This is a genomic window from Paraburkholderia phosphatilytica (genome assembly GCF_003443895.1).
In the GTDB taxonomy this organism is placed as follows: domain Bacteria; phylum Pseudomonadota; class Gammaproteobacteria; order Burkholderiales; family Burkholderiaceae; genus Paraburkholderia; species Paraburkholderia phosphatilytica.
Genome location: NZ_QQOA01000007.1, coordinates 103,990 through 119,326 on the forward strand (window position 1 = coordinate 103,990; position 15,337 = coordinate 119,326).

15 protein-coding genes are annotated in these 15,337 nt (G+C 65.0%); 10 read left to right on the top strand and 5 right to left on the bottom strand.

All coding sequences use genetic code 11. The features are described 5' to 3' along the window. Positions 1 to 20: 20 nt before the first annotated feature. A complete protein-coding gene (locus DVS29_RS09705; RefSeq protein WP_118180236.1) occupies positions 21 to 1,451 on the bottom strand; it encodes a Fic family protein in 1,431 nt (476 codons plus the stop codon). A 296-nt stretch (positions 1,452 to 1,747) separates the two neighbouring features. Here DVS29_RS09705 and DVS29_RS09710 point away from each other — a divergent pair, with 296 nt between their 5' ends. From DVS29_RS09710 to DVS29_RS09720, 3 genes are all read left to right on the top strand, one after another. After that, complete coding sequence (locus tag DVS29_RS09710; RefSeq protein WP_118180237.1) at positions 1,748 to 2,836, top strand: asparaginase; 1,089 nt, start codon at positions 1,748 to 1,750, stop codon at positions 2,834 to 2,836. A 130-nt stretch (positions 2,837 to 2,966) separates the two neighbouring features. Beyond that, the gene (locus DVS29_RS09715) at positions 2,967 to 3,545 is read left to right on the top strand and encodes a helix-turn-helix domain-containing protein (RefSeq protein ID WP_118180238.1); all 579 of its coding nucleotides are present in this window, start codon (positions 2,967 to 2,969) and stop codon (positions 3,543 to 3,545) included. Positions 3,546 to 3,558: 13 nt separating this feature from the next. Continuing rightward, positions 3,559 to 4,116, top strand: a complete 558-nt coding sequence (locus DVS29_RS09720; RefSeq protein ID WP_118180239.1) for a GNAT family N-acetyltransferase — start codon at positions 3,559 to 3,561, stop codon at positions 4,114 to 4,116. 38 nt (positions 4,117 to 4,154) lie between these two features. On the opposite strand, the gene DVS29_RS09725 is transcribed toward DVS29_RS09720, so the two are convergent. Next, on the bottom strand, positions 4,155 to 5,084 hold the full coding sequence (locus DVS29_RS09725) for a Gfo/Idh/MocA family protein (RefSeq protein ID WP_118180240.1): 930 nt from the start codon (positions 5,082 to 5,084) through the stop codon (positions 4,155 to 4,157). Between the two features lie 720 nt (positions 5,085 to 5,804). On the opposite strand from DVS29_RS09725, the gene DVS29_RS09730 reads away from it, so the two are divergent. From DVS29_RS09730 to DVS29_RS09760, 7 genes are all read left to right on the top strand, one after another. Further along, on the top strand, positions 5,805 to 8,120 hold the full coding sequence (locus DVS29_RS09730) for a beta strand repeat-containing protein (RefSeq protein ID WP_240655524.1): 2,316 nt from the start codon (positions 5,805 to 5,807) through the stop codon (positions 8,118 to 8,120). Between the two features lie 41 nt (positions 8,121 to 8,161). Then, complete coding sequence (locus tag DVS29_RS09735; protein ID WP_118180363.1) at positions 8,162 to 9,928, top strand: ShlB/FhaC/HecB family hemolysin secretion/activation protein; 1,767 nt, start codon at positions 8,162 to 8,164, stop codon at positions 9,926 to 9,928. A gap of 271 nt (positions 9,929 to 10,199) precedes the next feature. After that, positions 10,200 to 11,033, top strand: coding sequence for an ABC transporter substrate-binding protein (locus DVS29_RS09740; protein WP_118180242.1), 834 nt, complete (start codon positions 10,200 to 10,202; stop codon positions 11,031 to 11,033). Positions 11,034 to 11,101: 68 nt separating this feature from the next. Next, positions 11,102 to 11,818: an amino acid ABC transporter permease gene (locus tag DVS29_RS09745; protein ID WP_118180243.1), complete on the top strand. Its 717-nt coding sequence runs from the start codon at positions 11,102 to 11,104 to the stop codon at positions 11,816 to 11,818. A gap of 28 nt (positions 11,819 to 11,846) precedes the next feature. Further along, the gene (locus DVS29_RS09750) at positions 11,847 to 12,494 is read left to right on the top strand and encodes an amino acid ABC transporter permease (protein ID WP_118180244.1); all 648 of its coding nucleotides are present in this window, start codon (positions 11,847 to 11,849) and stop codon (positions 12,492 to 12,494) included. Continuing rightward, positions 12,491 to 13,243 carry an amino acid ABC transporter ATP-binding protein gene (locus DVS29_RS09755; RefSeq protein ID WP_118180245.1) on the top strand — a complete coding sequence of 251 codons (753 nt, stop codon included), beginning with the start codon at positions 12,491 to 12,493 and terminating at the stop codon, positions 13,241 to 13,243. Before DVS29_RS09750 ends, DVS29_RS09755 begins: the two co-directional genes overlap by 4 nt. A 12-nt stretch (positions 13,244 to 13,255) precedes the next feature. Continuing rightward, on the top strand, positions 13,256 to 14,017 hold the full coding sequence (locus DVS29_RS09760; RefSeq protein WP_118180246.1) for an IclR family transcriptional regulator: 762 nt from the start codon (positions 13,256 to 13,258) through the stop codon (positions 14,015 to 14,017). 26 nt (positions 14,018 to 14,043) lie between these two features. Here the strand turns inward: DVS29_RS09760 and DVS29_RS09765 are convergent, their stop codons facing one another. The 3 genes from DVS29_RS09765 to DVS29_RS09775 are packed head-to-tail and all read right to left on the bottom strand — an operon-like array spanning position 14,044 to position 15,316. Beyond that, positions 14,044 to 14,664: a trimeric intracellular cation channel family protein gene (locus DVS29_RS09765; RefSeq protein ID WP_118180247.1), complete on the bottom strand. Its 621-nt coding sequence runs from the start codon at positions 14,662 to 14,664 to the stop codon at positions 14,044 to 14,046. Further along, the gene (locus DVS29_RS09770) at positions 14,661 to 14,954 is read right to left on the bottom strand and encodes a hypothetical protein (protein ID WP_118180248.1); all 294 of its coding nucleotides are present in this window, start codon (positions 14,952 to 14,954) and stop codon (positions 14,661 to 14,663) included. The genes DVS29_RS09765 and DVS29_RS09770 overlap by 4 nt, the downstream gene beginning before the upstream one ends. A 44-nt stretch (positions 14,955 to 14,998) precedes the next feature. After that, on the bottom strand, positions 14,999 to 15,316 hold the full coding sequence (locus DVS29_RS09775) for a hypothetical protein (protein WP_240655525.1): 318 nt from the start codon (positions 15,314 to 15,316) through the stop codon (positions 14,999 to 15,001). Between the last annotated feature and the right edge of the window lie 21 nt (positions 15,317 to 15,337).

Here is a 15,337-nt window from a genome sequence, read left to right on the forward strand (position 1 = left end):
GGGCGCCCGTTGTTCCAGCTTCATTGCGGGCGCCCCTCGTCGATCCATGCCTGCGTGACGTTCATCGGCAACCGGTAGCGGGCGCAGTTGAACATTTCCAGCTGCGTCAGCTCCTTCACCAGCAGTGCGCGAAAGCCCGGCGCCGTTTCGTCGTTCAGACCGAGTTCCGTTACCGCCTCCTCCAGTGGCCTGCGATCCCGCACGACGAGGCCGATCGCCGCATTCAGCGCCTCGCGGTAGCGCAGACGCAGCGGATCCGGCGCCCCCATCGACTCCAGTGCGACCGCATATTTCTTCACCGAGCGACGGTAGGTCCAGTCGAACAGGCTGACCGCCAGCGACACGTCGCGAAACTCGTAGACCCCGATCATGGCCAGCGCATAGTCATGCTGGTCTACGTCGAGAAACGCGAGCGGCGCGCAGTTGTACAGCATCAGCGGGATATTCGCGGCGAGCCGGCTGGTGCGCTTGTTGCCGTCTTCGAACGGCTGCAGGTACGCGATGTTGAGCCACACGAAAAACGCCGCTTCGATCGGGTTCTTCACGCGACACGCCTTCGCGACGATGAGGTCGAGTATTTCCTGCAGGATGGACGGTACCTGCATCGGCACGTAAGTCGTATCCGTGATGTTCACGACCGTCTGACGGATGGTGCCCAGCGCGTCCGTATCCCGCAGCAGGTCCTGCATCAGCACCGCGTGCAGATTGCGGACGAGCGCCGTGGAGAGCCCATGCGTGGGCACCGTATCGACGAGAAACTCGATCGCGCTCTTGTGATTGAGCAGCATGATCGCGTCGGTGTCGCCGTTCGTGATGCCGCTTTTGAACAGCTCTTCCGTGGCGAGCAGCGTGTAGCGATTGCCCTCGAGCCGCGACGACGCCCACGACAGATCGATCAGCAGTTGCTCCAGCACCTTGCGCGCATACGTGCCAGCGGGCTGCTGGCCCTGCATGCGGCCCATCTGCGCGAGTTCGACCGCGAGCTCCTGCGGCAGCAGCCAGGTCTCATTCGGCACGTAACGATCGACGAATGCGCGGTGATACGTAACCGGTTCGCGCATGCCGAGCGGCATTGCAAGACGCTGCCGCAACGCGTGGTTCGCGGACGGCCAGACCGCGGACTCGCCGGTGTTGTACGTGACGTCATCGTCGGTGTCTTCGGCGATGACTCCGCCAACGCGTGGCGCGCCGGCTCGGGGCGACGCCTGCGCGGGTTCGATGTCCGACGCGCCGCCGGACAGCCCGCCCGACAGCCGGTAGCGAGTTGCTCGTGCCTTCCCTTCGCGAATGAGCGTGCCGTCCTCGCACAGGCGTTCCAGCATGCGCTTCACCGTCGCACGGCTCAGGCCGGTGGTGTCTGCGAGGTCGGACGAGCCGAATGCGCCGTCGTGCTGGTACGCAAGCAGGCGGATGGCGCGCATCAAGGCTTCAGTGGTGAACCGGTTTGGCATGGATGGATCGGTTGGCAGGTTCGTGAGCCGATTCTGCCGCGATACGCTGCCGTTATTGGCTCACATCACCAGCAATCGGCTCACGTCGCGGCTCATAAATTGGCTCTATTTGAACCAATACTACCTGATTCGGTGCGAATTGCCACTGAATCGAGCCGATATCGGCCACATTGAGCCGATTCGCCGGCTCGATTGAGCCAATTCCGCACAAAACGGAGCCGATTCCAGTATCCGTTCGCTCCCTGCGCGGTCAACCGATCCCGTATGATCCAGCTTCATCGAACCCGGAGCCGCCCATGCCATCAGCCGCCATCAGTCCGATCGCCGCAACCGTCTATCGCGGCGACGCGATCGAAAACTCGCACGTCGCTCACGTTGCCGTCGTGGATGCACATGGAAAGCTGCTGTACGGCTTCGGCTCGCCATCGCGCATCACGCTCGCGCGTTCCGCCGCGAAGCCGGCTCAGGCACTGGCCGTGGTCGAGACGGGCGCGCTCGAGCGCTTCGGCTTCGACGACGCCGATCTCGCGCTGATGTGTGCGTCGCACAGCAGCGAGCCGCGTCATGTGGAACGGGCGCTGGCCATGCTGGCGAAGGCGGACGCGCAGGAGACCGACCTGCGTTGCGGCGGCCACCCGGCCATTTCGGACGCGGTGTGGAAAGACTGGATCAAGCGCGACTTCACGCCCACCGCCGCGTGCAGCAACTGCTCCGGCAAGCACGCGGGCATGGTCGCCGGCGCGCAGGCGCTGGGCGCCGCGGTTCGCGACTACCATCTGCCGGAGCATCCGCTGCAGAAGCATGTGAAACACGTCGTCGCGGCAGTCTGCGATCTGCCTGACGACGGCGTGCAATGGTCGATCGACGGCTGCAATCTGCCCACGCCGGCCTTCCCGCTCGATCGTCTCGCGCGCCTGTTCGCGAAGATCGCCGATGCTGGCGACCGTACCGATCCTGCACACCTGGCCGCTTCAAGTGACGTCACGCCGCGTGTCGCGGCGCTCGGCCGTATATATCGTGCGATGACCACCTACCCCGAACTCGTCGCAGGCGAAGGCCGCTTCTGCACGGCATTGATGCGCGCATTCGAAGGCACGGTCGTCGGCAAGGTCGGTGCGGACGCGAGCTACGCGATCGGCGTGCGCGCATCGGCGCGAACCGCCGAACTGGGCGCGGAAGGTGCGCTCGGCATCGCGGTCAAAGTGGAAGACGGCAATGCGACGATCCTTTATGGGATCGTCGCGGCGCTGCTCGAACAACTTGGCATCGGCACGCAGGAACAACGCGCGAAACTCGGCGCGTTCCGCGAGCCGCCTATGCGCAACACGATGGGCGTACAGACCGGGCGGCTCGACATCACGGTGCCGTTGACGGGTCTGCGCTGAGGCCCGCCGCTCAAGATTCGACGATATTCATGGCGGGCCACCGGCGCGCGAGGGCGATCGCTCCCTACCCAACCGCCGTCGCTATTTTGATCGCTTGACTCCGTCCCACATTCGGGAAAATATCTCGAATATGGGAATCCAGACCGACTCAGCAGAAGAAACCTCGATCGACCGCCTGATCGCGCAGCGGCTTCGTGAACTGCGCACCGAGCGCGGCTGGTCGCTCGGCGAACTCGCGTCACGCAGCGGCGTGAGCCGCGCGACGCTATCGCGTCTCGAGAACGCGGAAGTCAGCGGCACAGCCAGCATGCTCGGCAAGCTGTGCTCCGCATACGGACTGCCGATGTCGCGGTTGATGCGCATGGTGGAAAGCGACTTCGCGCCGGTGGTGCGTCGCGATGCACAGCCTGTGTGGATCGATCCGGGCAACGGTTTTCATCGGCGCTCCGTGTCGCCGCCCGCGCAGACACTCGCGGGTGAGACGCTCGAATGCTCGCTGCCCGCCGGCACGCAGATCACCTATGACGCCACGCCGCGCCCGGGACTCGAACATCACCTCGTGCTGATCGAAGGCCGGCTAGCCGTGACGGTCGACGGACAGACGCACGAACTGCGCCCCGGTGATTGCCTGCGCTACCAGTTGTTCGGCGCCAGCGCGTTCGTCACGCCGCCACGGCTAGCCGCGCGCTATCTGCTGTTCGTCGTCTAGAGGGAAACAAGCGATGGAAGCCAATCGACCGGTCACGTACACAACGCAGGACGCCGACGAGATGGAACGCCGGCTGCCGGAATTCGCCGCGCTGCTGCACGCGTGCGTGAACGCTCACGCGAGCATCGGGTTCGTGCTGCCATTCGCGGTCCGCCACGCAGCCGAATTCTGGACGATGCAGGTGTTGCCCGCGGTTCGACGTGGCACGCGCGCGGTGCTGGTCGCACAGTGCGGTGAGCAGATCATCGGCTCCGTGCAACTCGACTGGGACACACCAGCCAACCAGCCGCATCGCGCAGAAGTGCGCAAGTTGCTCGTCGACCCGGCGATGCGCCGGCGAGGCATTGCACGCTCGCTGATGCTGGAGATCGAACGGTTTGCGCTCATTCACGAGCGTACGTTGCTCACCCTCGATACCCGTACCGGAGACCACGCGGAACCGCTCTACACATCGCTGGGTTATACGACCGTCGGGGTGATTCCCGGCTATTGCGTCGACCCCGCTCTCACTAGACTCGACGCAACCACCTTGATGTACAAGACGCTGACGCGCCTCACCGAGCCGGCCTGACTCGCAAGCCAACCCGCGCGCCAATCAACACCTTTACCTCACTCCACAAACGCCTCCACCAGCGTCCGCCCACCCAGCAGCATCGCATCGGCGACATGCTGCAGCGGGCTCACGTCCACGTCGCTCGCACCGCGCGTGATCAGGTCGTGGAAATGCGCATAGAGGCCCGGATACTCGCGCTCCGGCCCGACGTCGAGCGTGGCGCCCGCGATCGTCAGCACCTTGCCGCCCTGGGCGAGATGCACGGTACCGCGATCGGTTTCGACCTCGATCTCCCACTGCTCGACGGGACCGTGACGCCAGTCGAATTCGGCGCGGACCGGCGCGCCTTTCGCGTCCTGGAACACGAGGTTCGCGGCGATCGGATTCTGCAGGTTCGACGGCACCAGCAATTCGGCCGACGTCAGGAAAAATGCCTGCGGCAAGATGCGCGTGACGATCGACAACGCGTTGATGCCCGGATCGAACACACCGAGACCGCCCGGTTCCCAGATCCAGTGCTGGCCCGGATGCCAGCGTCGCACGTCCTCTTTCCATCGCACCTGAACCGACGTCACCGTCTTGTCCGAGAGCCACACGCGCGCCGGTTCGACACCCGGCGCATGACGCGAGTGCCACGACGCGAACAGCGTGACACCCTGCTCGCGTGCGAGCGCGGACAGCAGCGAGATTTCGGTCACGCTTGCGCCCGGCGGCTTTTCAAGCATCACATGTTTGCCGGCCTTCAGCGCGGCTTGCGCCTGCGCAAAACGCACCTGCGGCGGCGCGCACAAGGACACGGCGTCGAGTTCGGGTTCGCTGGCGAGCAGTTCTTCGATGGTGCGGTAGTTGCGGCAACCGTCGACCTGCGCGTTGCGGCTCGCGCAGGCGACCAGCGTATAGCCGTTGTTGCCGGCGATGGCGGGCAGGTGCTGGTCGCGCGCGATCTTGCCGACGCCGGCGATCGCGACCTTGATGTTTCTCGTCATAGCTGAGCGGATGATCTGGTGGGATGCGATGAACCGCGCGACGCGGACGTTCGCGCGAGAACACAAGCGTACCGCACGCAGGCAGTCAACGCGAATTCGCAAGGGGCGTCGTACATAGTGGGCGGGGTGGGACGCTCGTGATCCTTCATTCTCCTCCATTCACACCGCTCAACCAGCGCTAAACCCCGAGCATTCGACGCGCGCGTTCCCATATGATTACCCACCGCCAATCAACCGGTAAAACACGTCATTTATGCGATCCGTCAATTCAAAATTACTCAATTCCATTAAATAAACAGGCATGAATCCGAATTCACCTCGAATAACCACGAATTCCCGTAGCGATTCCGATAAAAACAGAATCAGCGTTTAACTTCCGTCATTTGGACAGCTTGATGCATTGCAAATCGCTTTTCGCATTCTGTGCGGAAGCTCACTTAGTTACATTTTCTCCGAGACGCCCATCCACAAAGGCCACACCAATTCCGACACAGCAGATTCACACAAACACCCCAAAAACCATTCCATTAAATCAGATTTAATCTGCTACACTTCGCATCCACGACATCCATTAATAAGACCATTGACAGCGTTCAACGCTCGTCGACAGGAGACGGGGATGTTTGTGCACGGGAGGTGCATATGCGGCATTCCAGTTATTGCCCAATCGGCATCGCGGACATTTCGCCCGTTTCCTTTTCCATTTTCCCCGTTTCGTCGTTGAAGCCCCGGCCGCTGTCGGTGCTCGTCGCGCTCGCGTTCACGGCCAGCCTGCCCGCGCTCGCCGCCCCGCCGCTGCCGCAGAACGGCCAGTTCGTCGACGGCACCGGCAGCATCGCGCGCAACGGCGCGAACCTCGATATCACGCAGTCCAGCAACCGCTGCATCATCGACTGGACCGGCTTCTCGATCGGCCCCGGCCGCACCGTGTCGTTCAGCAACGGCTCGGGCTCGACGCTCAACCGCGTCACCGGCAGCGCGATGTCGCAGCTGAACGGCCACCTGAACGCCACCGGCAGCGTGTATCTGATCAACCCGAACGGCGTGCTCGTCGGTCCGAGCGGTGTGATCAGCACCGGCGGGCGTTTCGTCGCGTCCACGCTCGATGCCGACAACACCACGTTCATGCAGGGCGGTCCGCTCGTCCTGAGCGGCGCGTCGAACGGCGTGGTGGTCAACCTCGGCCACATCAGTTCGAGCGGCGGCGACGTGTTTCTCGTCGCGAACAAATCCGTCGCGAACGTCGGCACCATCGATGCACCGACCGGCACCGCCGAACTCGCCACCGGCAGCCAGGTGCTGCTCTCCGATTCGTCGAGCGGCCAGCAGGTGTTCGTGCTGGCGGGCAACGGCGGCCAGACGCTGAACGCGGGCACCATTCGCGCCGCGCAGATCGATCTGCAGGCCACCGACGGCAACGTGTACGCGCTCGCCGGCAACCACAGCGTGCTGCGCGCCACTGGCACTGCAACACGCGATGGTCACGTATGGCTCGTCGCCGACGGCGGCACGGTCAACGCGCAAGGCGCGACGATCGATGCGCACAACGCCGACGGCAGCGGCGGCACCGTCGATACCCAAGGCGATACGCTGAACGTGCAGAACGCGACGGTCACCGCCGGTCAGTGGAATCTCACCGCGCCGACGTTCACGATCGATGCGCCGACTGCAGCGGCATTGACGAACAGCCTGTCAGCAGGAACGTCCGTAGCGGTGAACACGACCGGCGCCAACGGCTCAACCGGCGACATCGGCGTGCAGTCGAATCTCAGCTGGAACGGCGCATCATCGCTGGCGTTGAACGCGTACCACTCGATCACCGTTGCGCCGAACACGACGATCGCGAACACGGGCGCAGGCAACCTGACATTGCGCGCCGACGCGACTTCGCTCGACAACGCCGGCAGCGTCACGAACAACGGCACGCTCGACTGGTCCGGGAGCACTGGCATCGTGTCCGCGCTGTACGACATGAACGGCAGCTACACGCCGGGCACCATCAATACGAACTCCAGCTGGAGCGCCGCGCCGTTCAGCGGACTCGTCACGCAGGTCACCGCGTACCAGCTCGTCAACTCGATCGCCGATCTCAACGCGATCAACAACAACCTCGCAGGCAACTACGCGCTGGGCACCGATCTCGACGCGAGCGACACACCCAACGCGGTACCGGTGATCGGCGGACCGTCCAACCTCGCGTTCACGGGCCAGTTCGACGGCATGGGACACACGATCGCCAACCTGCTGATGAGCGCCAACGACACCACCAACCTGAGCGCCAACTCGGGCCTGTTCGCGTTGATCGGCACCGCCGGCGTCGTCCGCAACCTGACGCTCGCCAACGCGATTGCGTCGGCCGCGAACACCGGACCGGTCGGCGCGCTCGCTGGCGAGAACGACGGCACGATCACGCACGTGAACGCGAGCGGCACGGTGACGGGCGACTTCGGCATCGATGTCGGACACGGCGGCCTCGTCGGCAACAACACTGGCACCATCGAGCAGTCGTCGGCGGACGTCACGATGTATGGCCTCGGCCACGAAGGCGGCCTCGTCGGCGACAACAGCGGCCAGATCCTGCAGTCGTTCGCAAGCGGCACCATCAATGGCGGGACGCACGCCACCACCGGCGGGCTCGCCGCCTACAACACCGGCCTGATCGAGCAGTCGTACTCCGCGGGCACCATCAATGGCGGCGGCCCGTTCGCCGGCCTCGTCGCGTTCAACTACGGCTCGATCGTGCAGTCGTTCACGAGTTCGCCGCTCAACGTCAACCCGTACACGCCGAGCACGCCCGGCGGTATTGCCGACTCCAACACCGGCACGATCACGGACAGCTACTGGAACAGCAGCGTGTCCGCGGCAACCACGGGTGTCGTTCAAGGCAACCCGGTGCCGGCAATCGCCGCACTCACCACCGCGCAGATGAGCGATCCGGCCAGCTTCGGCGCGACGTGGGACTTCAGCCCGACGGGCGCGTGGGCCATGCCGGCCGGCGCGACCCATCCGGTGCTGCGATGGCAAACTGAGCCTTGAGCGCGCCGCGCGGCCCGCATGCCGAAGCGATAGCGCGCGTCGTGCCTGAACGGCGCGACGCGCGGGCAGCGCGTGCGCTCGCGCTGGCCGTGTCGCTCGTCTATGCATCGTCCGCGCATGCGCAGGCGTATCGCGACGTGCAGCCTACCCAACCGCCGGCCGCCGCACGCCCGAGCGCACCGCCCGTTCCTCCCGGCGCCGCGGACGGCTCGCAGCAGATCGCCGTTGCGACGTTGCGCGGCCTCGCTTTCGTCGCCGACGCAACGAGCGCGAAGCAGAACGCGGCAGCCTCCACCAGCGTCGCCGGCGGCGCGATCAGCGCGGCGCATCTGCCAGTGCTCGATGCATCGTTCCTCCAGCAGTTCGCGGCGGACCTCGGCAAGCCGCTGACCTTCGCGCGACTCGTCGAGATTCGCCGCGCGGTCGTGCAGCGCTACCGCACTGCAGGCGAACCGCTCGTCGACGTCTACACGCCGGAGCAGGACGTGACGAGCGGCGTCGTGACGATCGTGGTCGCGCGTTATCGCGTGGGCAAGGTCGAGGCGCGCGGCAACCGCTACTTCTCCGATGCGCTGCTGACGCGCGAAATGCCGCTCACGCCCGGCGCGACGATCCGAGAAGCGGACGTGTCGTCCGGCCTCGCGCTGCTGAACGCGAACCCGTATCGCAGCGTGAACGTGGTGTACGCGCCCGGCACCGCGACCGACGCCACCGACGTCGTGCTGCAGACCCAGGACCGACTGCCGCTGCGCGTGAGCGCCGGCTACGACAACGACGGCGTGGCCGCGCTCGGCCGCGACCGCTTCTTCGCCGGCATCGACTACGGCAACCTGTTCGGGCTCGACCAGCAGATCGACTACCAGGTCACCGCGAGCAACGACGCGCTGAGCGGCAATCCCGACATCGAAGGACGCCCCAACCGCCCGCGGCTCGTTGCGCAGGCGCTGAACTACAGCGCGCCGCTGCCGTGGCTCGATCGCGTCGAGCTGTTCGGCATGTTCGCGCAGAGCACGCCGCGCCTGCCGGACAGCTTCAACCAGAGCGGCATCTCGGCGCAGCTGAGCGCGCGCTACGACTGGCGGCTCCCGCCGCTCGGCACGTGGCAGCAGCAGCTGCAGTTCGGCTACGACTTCAAGCGCTCGAACAACGACCTCGAATTCGGCGGCCTGCAGGTGTTCAACTCGAACACGCATATCCATCAGTTCTCCGTAGCGTGGGATCTCAATCGCGCCGACACCTCGGGCACATCGAGCGCAAGCGCGACGTTCGTCTTCAGTCCGGGGCATCTCGACGGCGACAACAGCGACGCCGCATTCGAAGCGGCACGGCCGGGCGCGACGGCCCGCTACGTGTACGCGCAACTGTCGGCGCAACGGGACCTGCAGATCGGCGCGGGCTTCTCGGTGTGGGCGCACGGCATCGCGCAATGGACGCCCGACACGCTGCTGCCGAGCGAAGAGCTGGGCCTGGGCGGCGAAAGCAGCGTGCGCGGCTACGACCCGTACGTCGTGCTCGGCGACCGCGGCTGGAACGTGCAAAGCGAGCTGCGCGCGCCGCCCTTTCTGTTCGGTGCGAGCGGCGCGGCGCTGCAGCCGTTCGTGTTCGTCGACGCGGGCCATGTGTGGGACCGGATCGACGAGCCCGCGGAGCCGAACAACGGCTCGCTGATGAGCGTCGGCGGCGGCGTGCGCTTCCAGTTCGCGCGCTACGTGAATCTGCGTGCCACGTACGGCTGGCCGCTGCGTGCCGCCGTGCCGAATGGATCGAAGGCCCCGATGGGGCTCCTGTATCTGATCATCGGCAGCTGACGCCAGGATCACCCTCCCGAACCGCACGCCCGTGCGGCTTTCACGGCAATCGCATCGATGCTATCGGCATCGCGTAAACCCGGTTGCCAGCCGTTTTTTTCCGTGAAACACTGCCCTTCATCCACGGTATCGGACTGTAGTCCGGTATATCGGACAACCGAAATCAGGCAGGCGATCACCGTTATCCCGTTTCCGACGCATGACGACCGGCGGTCCGGCCCGACCGCCGTTGCGCACGCATCGGCTTTTCACCTCAGATCAGGATCGAAAGATGAAACCCGTCAAAGCAAGCGCGAAGTTCGCCTGTCTGCTCGCAGCGACCGCAGTACTGGCGCTCGCGGGCTGCACCAAGGTCAATCCGCCCGGGCAGGACACGGCGTCGACGTCCACGCTGCAGCAGGTCCTGCAACGCGGCACGCTGCGCGTCGGCGACTGCCTGACCTTCGCGCCGTTCGGCTTCTACAACAAGGACGGCCAGCCCGACGGCTATGACGTCGACCTCGCGAAGGAACTCGCGAAAGAGATGGGCGTGAAGCTCGAAGTGGTGAACACGACGAGCGCGAACCGGATCCCGAACCTGCAGACGGCGAAGGTCGACGTGGTGTTCTGCAACTTCACCCGCAACCTGGAGCGCGCGAAGGAAATCGCGTTCACCACGCCGTATGTGGTGGCAAGCGAGGCGCTGCTGGTCAAGAAGAGCAGCGGCATCCAGTCGGCGAAGGACATGGCGAACCGCACGATCGCCACCGTGAAGGGTTCGACGAACGGCGACGAAGTGCGCTCGATGGGCATCCCGGTGAAGATCCAGGAGTACGACAGCTCGGAAGCCGCGATTCTCGCGGTGAAGCAAGGCCAGGCCGACGCGATGATCGAGGACAACAACTTCCTCGCGTATCAGGCGAAGCTCGATCCGGATCTCGTCGTGACCAACGAAGCGCTCGTGCCGCTCGAGTACAACGCGTTCGGCGTGAAGGCCGGCGATCAGGTGTGGCTCAACTACCTGAACCTGTTCCTGTTCAACATCAACGCGTCGAAGCAGAACGCCGAGCTGTACAAGAAGTGGTTCGGCACCGATCCGCGATATCCGCTGAACCCGCAGTTCTAACCCGCGGGAACGACGGCAGACCTGGCGACAGGCAACACGGCACGCGAACCGAAGCACAGGAGCAATCGATGAGTTACCAATGGCTAACCTTGTGGGGCTACGTGCCCGACTTCCTCAGGGCGGCATGGCTCACGTTGCAGGTCACGCTGCTTGCGTTCGGTCTGTCGCTGATCCTCGGCCTCGTGACCGCGCTCGCGGGCGCATCGCGTGTGCGGGTGTTTCGCGCAGTCGCAAGCTGCTACATCGAGCTGATCCGCAATACGCCGGTGCTGCTGCAGATCTTTATCGTGTTCTTCGGTCTGCCGTCGCTCGGTCTGAACATGAGCGCGTACACGGCCGGCGTGATCGCGCTCGGCGTAAACGTCGGCGCGTATCTCGCCGAGGTGTTCCGCGCGGGCATCCAGTCGGTGCCGCGCGGACAGATCGAAGCGGCCGGCATTCTCGGCCTCGAACGCTCGCAGATCTTCGTCGAGGTCGTGTTGCCGCAGGCCGCGCGTGCCGTCTATCCGGCGATCGTCAACAACCTGATCCAGTTGCTGCTCGGCACGTCGCTGCTGTCGGCCATCGCGCTGCCCGAGCTGACCGGCACGGCAACGGTGATCAACTCGCGCACGCTGCTGTACGTGCAGACCTTCACCGTCGCGCTGATCGCGTATCTGGTGCTGAGCAATGTGCTGTCGTGGCTCGCCGGTCAGCTCGGCGCGCGCATCTTCCATCCGCCGCTCGTGATAAAGCCGCGCCGCCGCCTGCCGTTCGCGATGCCGCGCCAGCCGAAGCGCACGTGAGCACAATCCGCTTAACCGGAGACTTGCCATGTCGACCGAACTGCTGACGACGAGCCTGTCGATCCTGCTGCAGGGCCTGCTGATGACGCTGCTGCTATCGGTCGCCGCGATTGCCGGCGGCACGCTGATCGGCCTTTTCGCGGCGATCCTGCGCTCGTTCGGGCCGTGGGGCACGCCTACCATTGCCCGCCTCTACACGGAACTGTTCCGCGGCACGCCGGTGCTGATCACGCTGATGTTCATCTACTTCGGCGTGTCGTACTTCGGCTATGCGATCGATGTGTTCGCGGCCGGTGTCGTCGGTTTGAGCGTGTATCAGGGCGCGTATATCGCGGAGGTGTTCCGCAGCGGCATCGAAGCGGTACCGAAGGGCCAGTGGGAGGTCTCGCAGATTCTCGGCCTCTCGAAGACCCAGACGTTCTTTACCGTCGTGCTGCCGCAGACCGGCAAGATCGTGCTGCCGCCGCTCGTCGGTCAGTATCTGTCGCTGATCAAGGACACGTCGATCGTCAGCATGATCGGCGCGTCCGAACTGATGCACGGCGGCCAGGCGATCGTCGACCGGGTCGGCCAGCCGGTCGAGATCTATGGTCTCGTCGCGGTGCTGTATTTCGTCGTGTGCTTCCCGCTGTCGCAGTGGGTGCGCCACCATGCCACCAGGAGTCTGCCGTCATGAGCACGAGCGTTACGTCGAAGCCTGCCATCAATCTCGCCGGCGTCAGCAAGTCGTTCGGCGCCACCCAGGTGCTGAAGGAAATCAATCTCGACGTGCGGCCGGGCGAAGTGCTCGTGCTGATCGGCGCATCGGGTTCGGGCAAGAGCACGGTGCTGCGCATCATGGCGGGGCTCGAAACCGCCGACTCCGGCGAAGTCTGGGTCAACGAAGTGCCGCTGCACGACCCGCGCCGCGCGAAAGAAATTCGCGGCCACGTCGGCATGGTGTTCCAGCAGTTCAACCTGTTCCCGCACAAGACCGCGCTCGGTAACGTGACGCTCGCGCTGATCAAGGCGCGCAGGATGAGCCCCGCCGATGCGCGCAAGCGTGCGATGGAAACGCTCGAACGCGTGGGTCTCGCGGATCGCGCGGAACATTATCCGAGCCAGCTGTCCGGCGGCCAGCAGCAGCGCGTCGCGATCGCGCGGGCGCTCGCGGTCGAGCCCGGCATCATGTTCTTCGACGAAGCGACGTCCGCTCTCGATCCCGAACTGGTCGGCGAAGTGACTGAGGTGATGCGCGGCCTCGCGCGCGACGGCATGACGATGGTGGTCGTCACGCACGAAATGGGTTTCGCGCGCAAGACCGCGGACCGCGTCGTGTTCATGGACAAGGGCGTGATCGCGGAGCAAGGCGAACCCGAGGCGATGTTCACGAATCCGCAGAACGAACGTACGCGGCAGTTCCTGCATCGCGTGCTGGATCACTGACGAGCCGCACACATGTCGACACAGGAAAACTCGAGAGCGCGCGGCGTGGACCGCGTGATCGGCATCCTTCGGCAACTGCACGTTGCGCGGCGGCCGCTGACCATGCGCGAGCTGATCGAAGCGACCGGCTCGCCCCGCTCCAGCATCTACGAACTCGTGACGATCCTGACCGAAGCAGGCTGGCTCGAAACGCGCACCGACGGCAGCGTGTTCTTCGGCCGCGAGATGCACTACTACGGCGCCGACTATGCGGTGCACAACGACCTGATCAGCCGCGCGCATCAGGCGATCCTCGCACTCGTGCGCAAGCACGACGAAACCGCGCAGCTCTGCATGCTGGAAGGCAACAAGTACACCGTCGTGCTGTCCGAGAACAGCTCGCGGCCATTCAACATCAGCTCGGACATCGGCGTGAAGGTGCCGATTCCGTGGACCGCGACCGGGCGCCTGCTGCTCGGCCATCTCAGCGCGGAGCAGATCCGCGCGCTGATTCCCGACGACGATTTTCTGCTCGACAACGGCAAGCGCGTCGTGTTCGACGACTTCCTGCGCGACGTGCAGCACGCAGCCGAACTGGGCTACTGCTGCACGGAAGGGCTATCGCATACGTTCCGGCTCTGCATGGCCGCGCCGATCTACGATCGCAACGGCCAAGCGGTCGCGGCGCTGTGCTTCATGACGAGCCGCGATACCGATCCCGACAAGCGCACGTTGATGCTCGACGATCTGATCGGTTCTTCGAAGGCGCTTTCGCAGAACTATCTGGCGCGGTAGGCGAAACGGAAGCGCGGCTGCTGTGTTCACGCCGCGATCTTCGGCAACTGCCAGCCGTACGTCACTGCCGCCATCCGCAGCGCGAAGCACGCCAGGGCGCCCAACACCGCCGCCAGTGCCGGCGGCCAGCCCAACCTGCGGCCAACAACCACCACCACCGCACCCACGAACGCGGCCGACGCATAGATATCCGCGACGAGCACCATCGGCACGCGCGCGAGCAGCATGTCGCGCACCACGCCTCCGCCGCAACCGGTGATCGTGCCCATCAGCGTTGCGATGAACGGATGGATGCGAAATTCGAGCGCCTTCTCCGCGCCCGCCACCGCGAAGAGGCCGAGACCGGCGGCGTCGAGCGTGGTCAGCGCGGGCGCTGAAAACGCCGCGACGCGCGTATGGAAGAGAAACGTGAGGAGCCCGGTAACGAATGCAAGCGCCGGATAGCGCCAGTCGCGTACCGCGCTGGGCGGTGCTGCGCCGATCAGCAGATCGCGGATCACGCCGCCGCCGAGCGCGACGACGAACGACAGCACGAGCACGCCGAGCAGATCGAGATCAGCATGCATCGCGGCGCTCGCGCCTTCGATCGCGAACACGACGGTGCCGGCCAGATCGGCGGCGAGCACGACCTGTTCGAGGCGCTTCATTCGAACGGATTGACGGGCTTTTTCACGGCGCTCGCGGTATCCGACGCATCGTCCGCGAGGTTGTATTCGCGCTGCACGGCTTGCAGCACGGTGTCGATGTCGCGCTCGAAACCAGCCGCATTGCCAAAGTGCTTCATCGTCCAGTTGCAGCCGGTCCTGTCCGGCTCCGATAACAACGACGGCCGCGGCACCGTGATCTTCACGCCGTCTTCGACGATCGACGGCATGCGGTTGAGGCGCCTCGCAACCTGTTCCTGAAGCCTCGATGCGTTGAGCGTTTTGCGGATCATGGTCGTCTCCTCGACAGACCGCACAGTCTAGCGCAAGCGGGGCGTCACGTAAGGTGAGGAGGCAACGTCATCTCCAGCGAGGCATCGCCGTGTGTTGTTGCCGCATGACGCGTTGCGCGTACACGCGCTTCGCCGACGATCCGCGCGAGCGTCGTTGGGCTCATGCACGCGGCCACGTCGCGCACATACGCGTGATGCCGCTCGTCGAGCGGCGCGTTCAGATGGCTTGCCTGCAGATAGCGGATCAACGCGATGCGCCGGTGTCCGAGCGCGATGCTTTGTTCGAGCAGCGCGAGTGCGGCGCCGCTGTCGCCGGCATCGTACGCGCGCTTCAGCAGCAGTGAGGTATGTTCACGCGACATCGCCGTCTCCGTTCGCTGTCG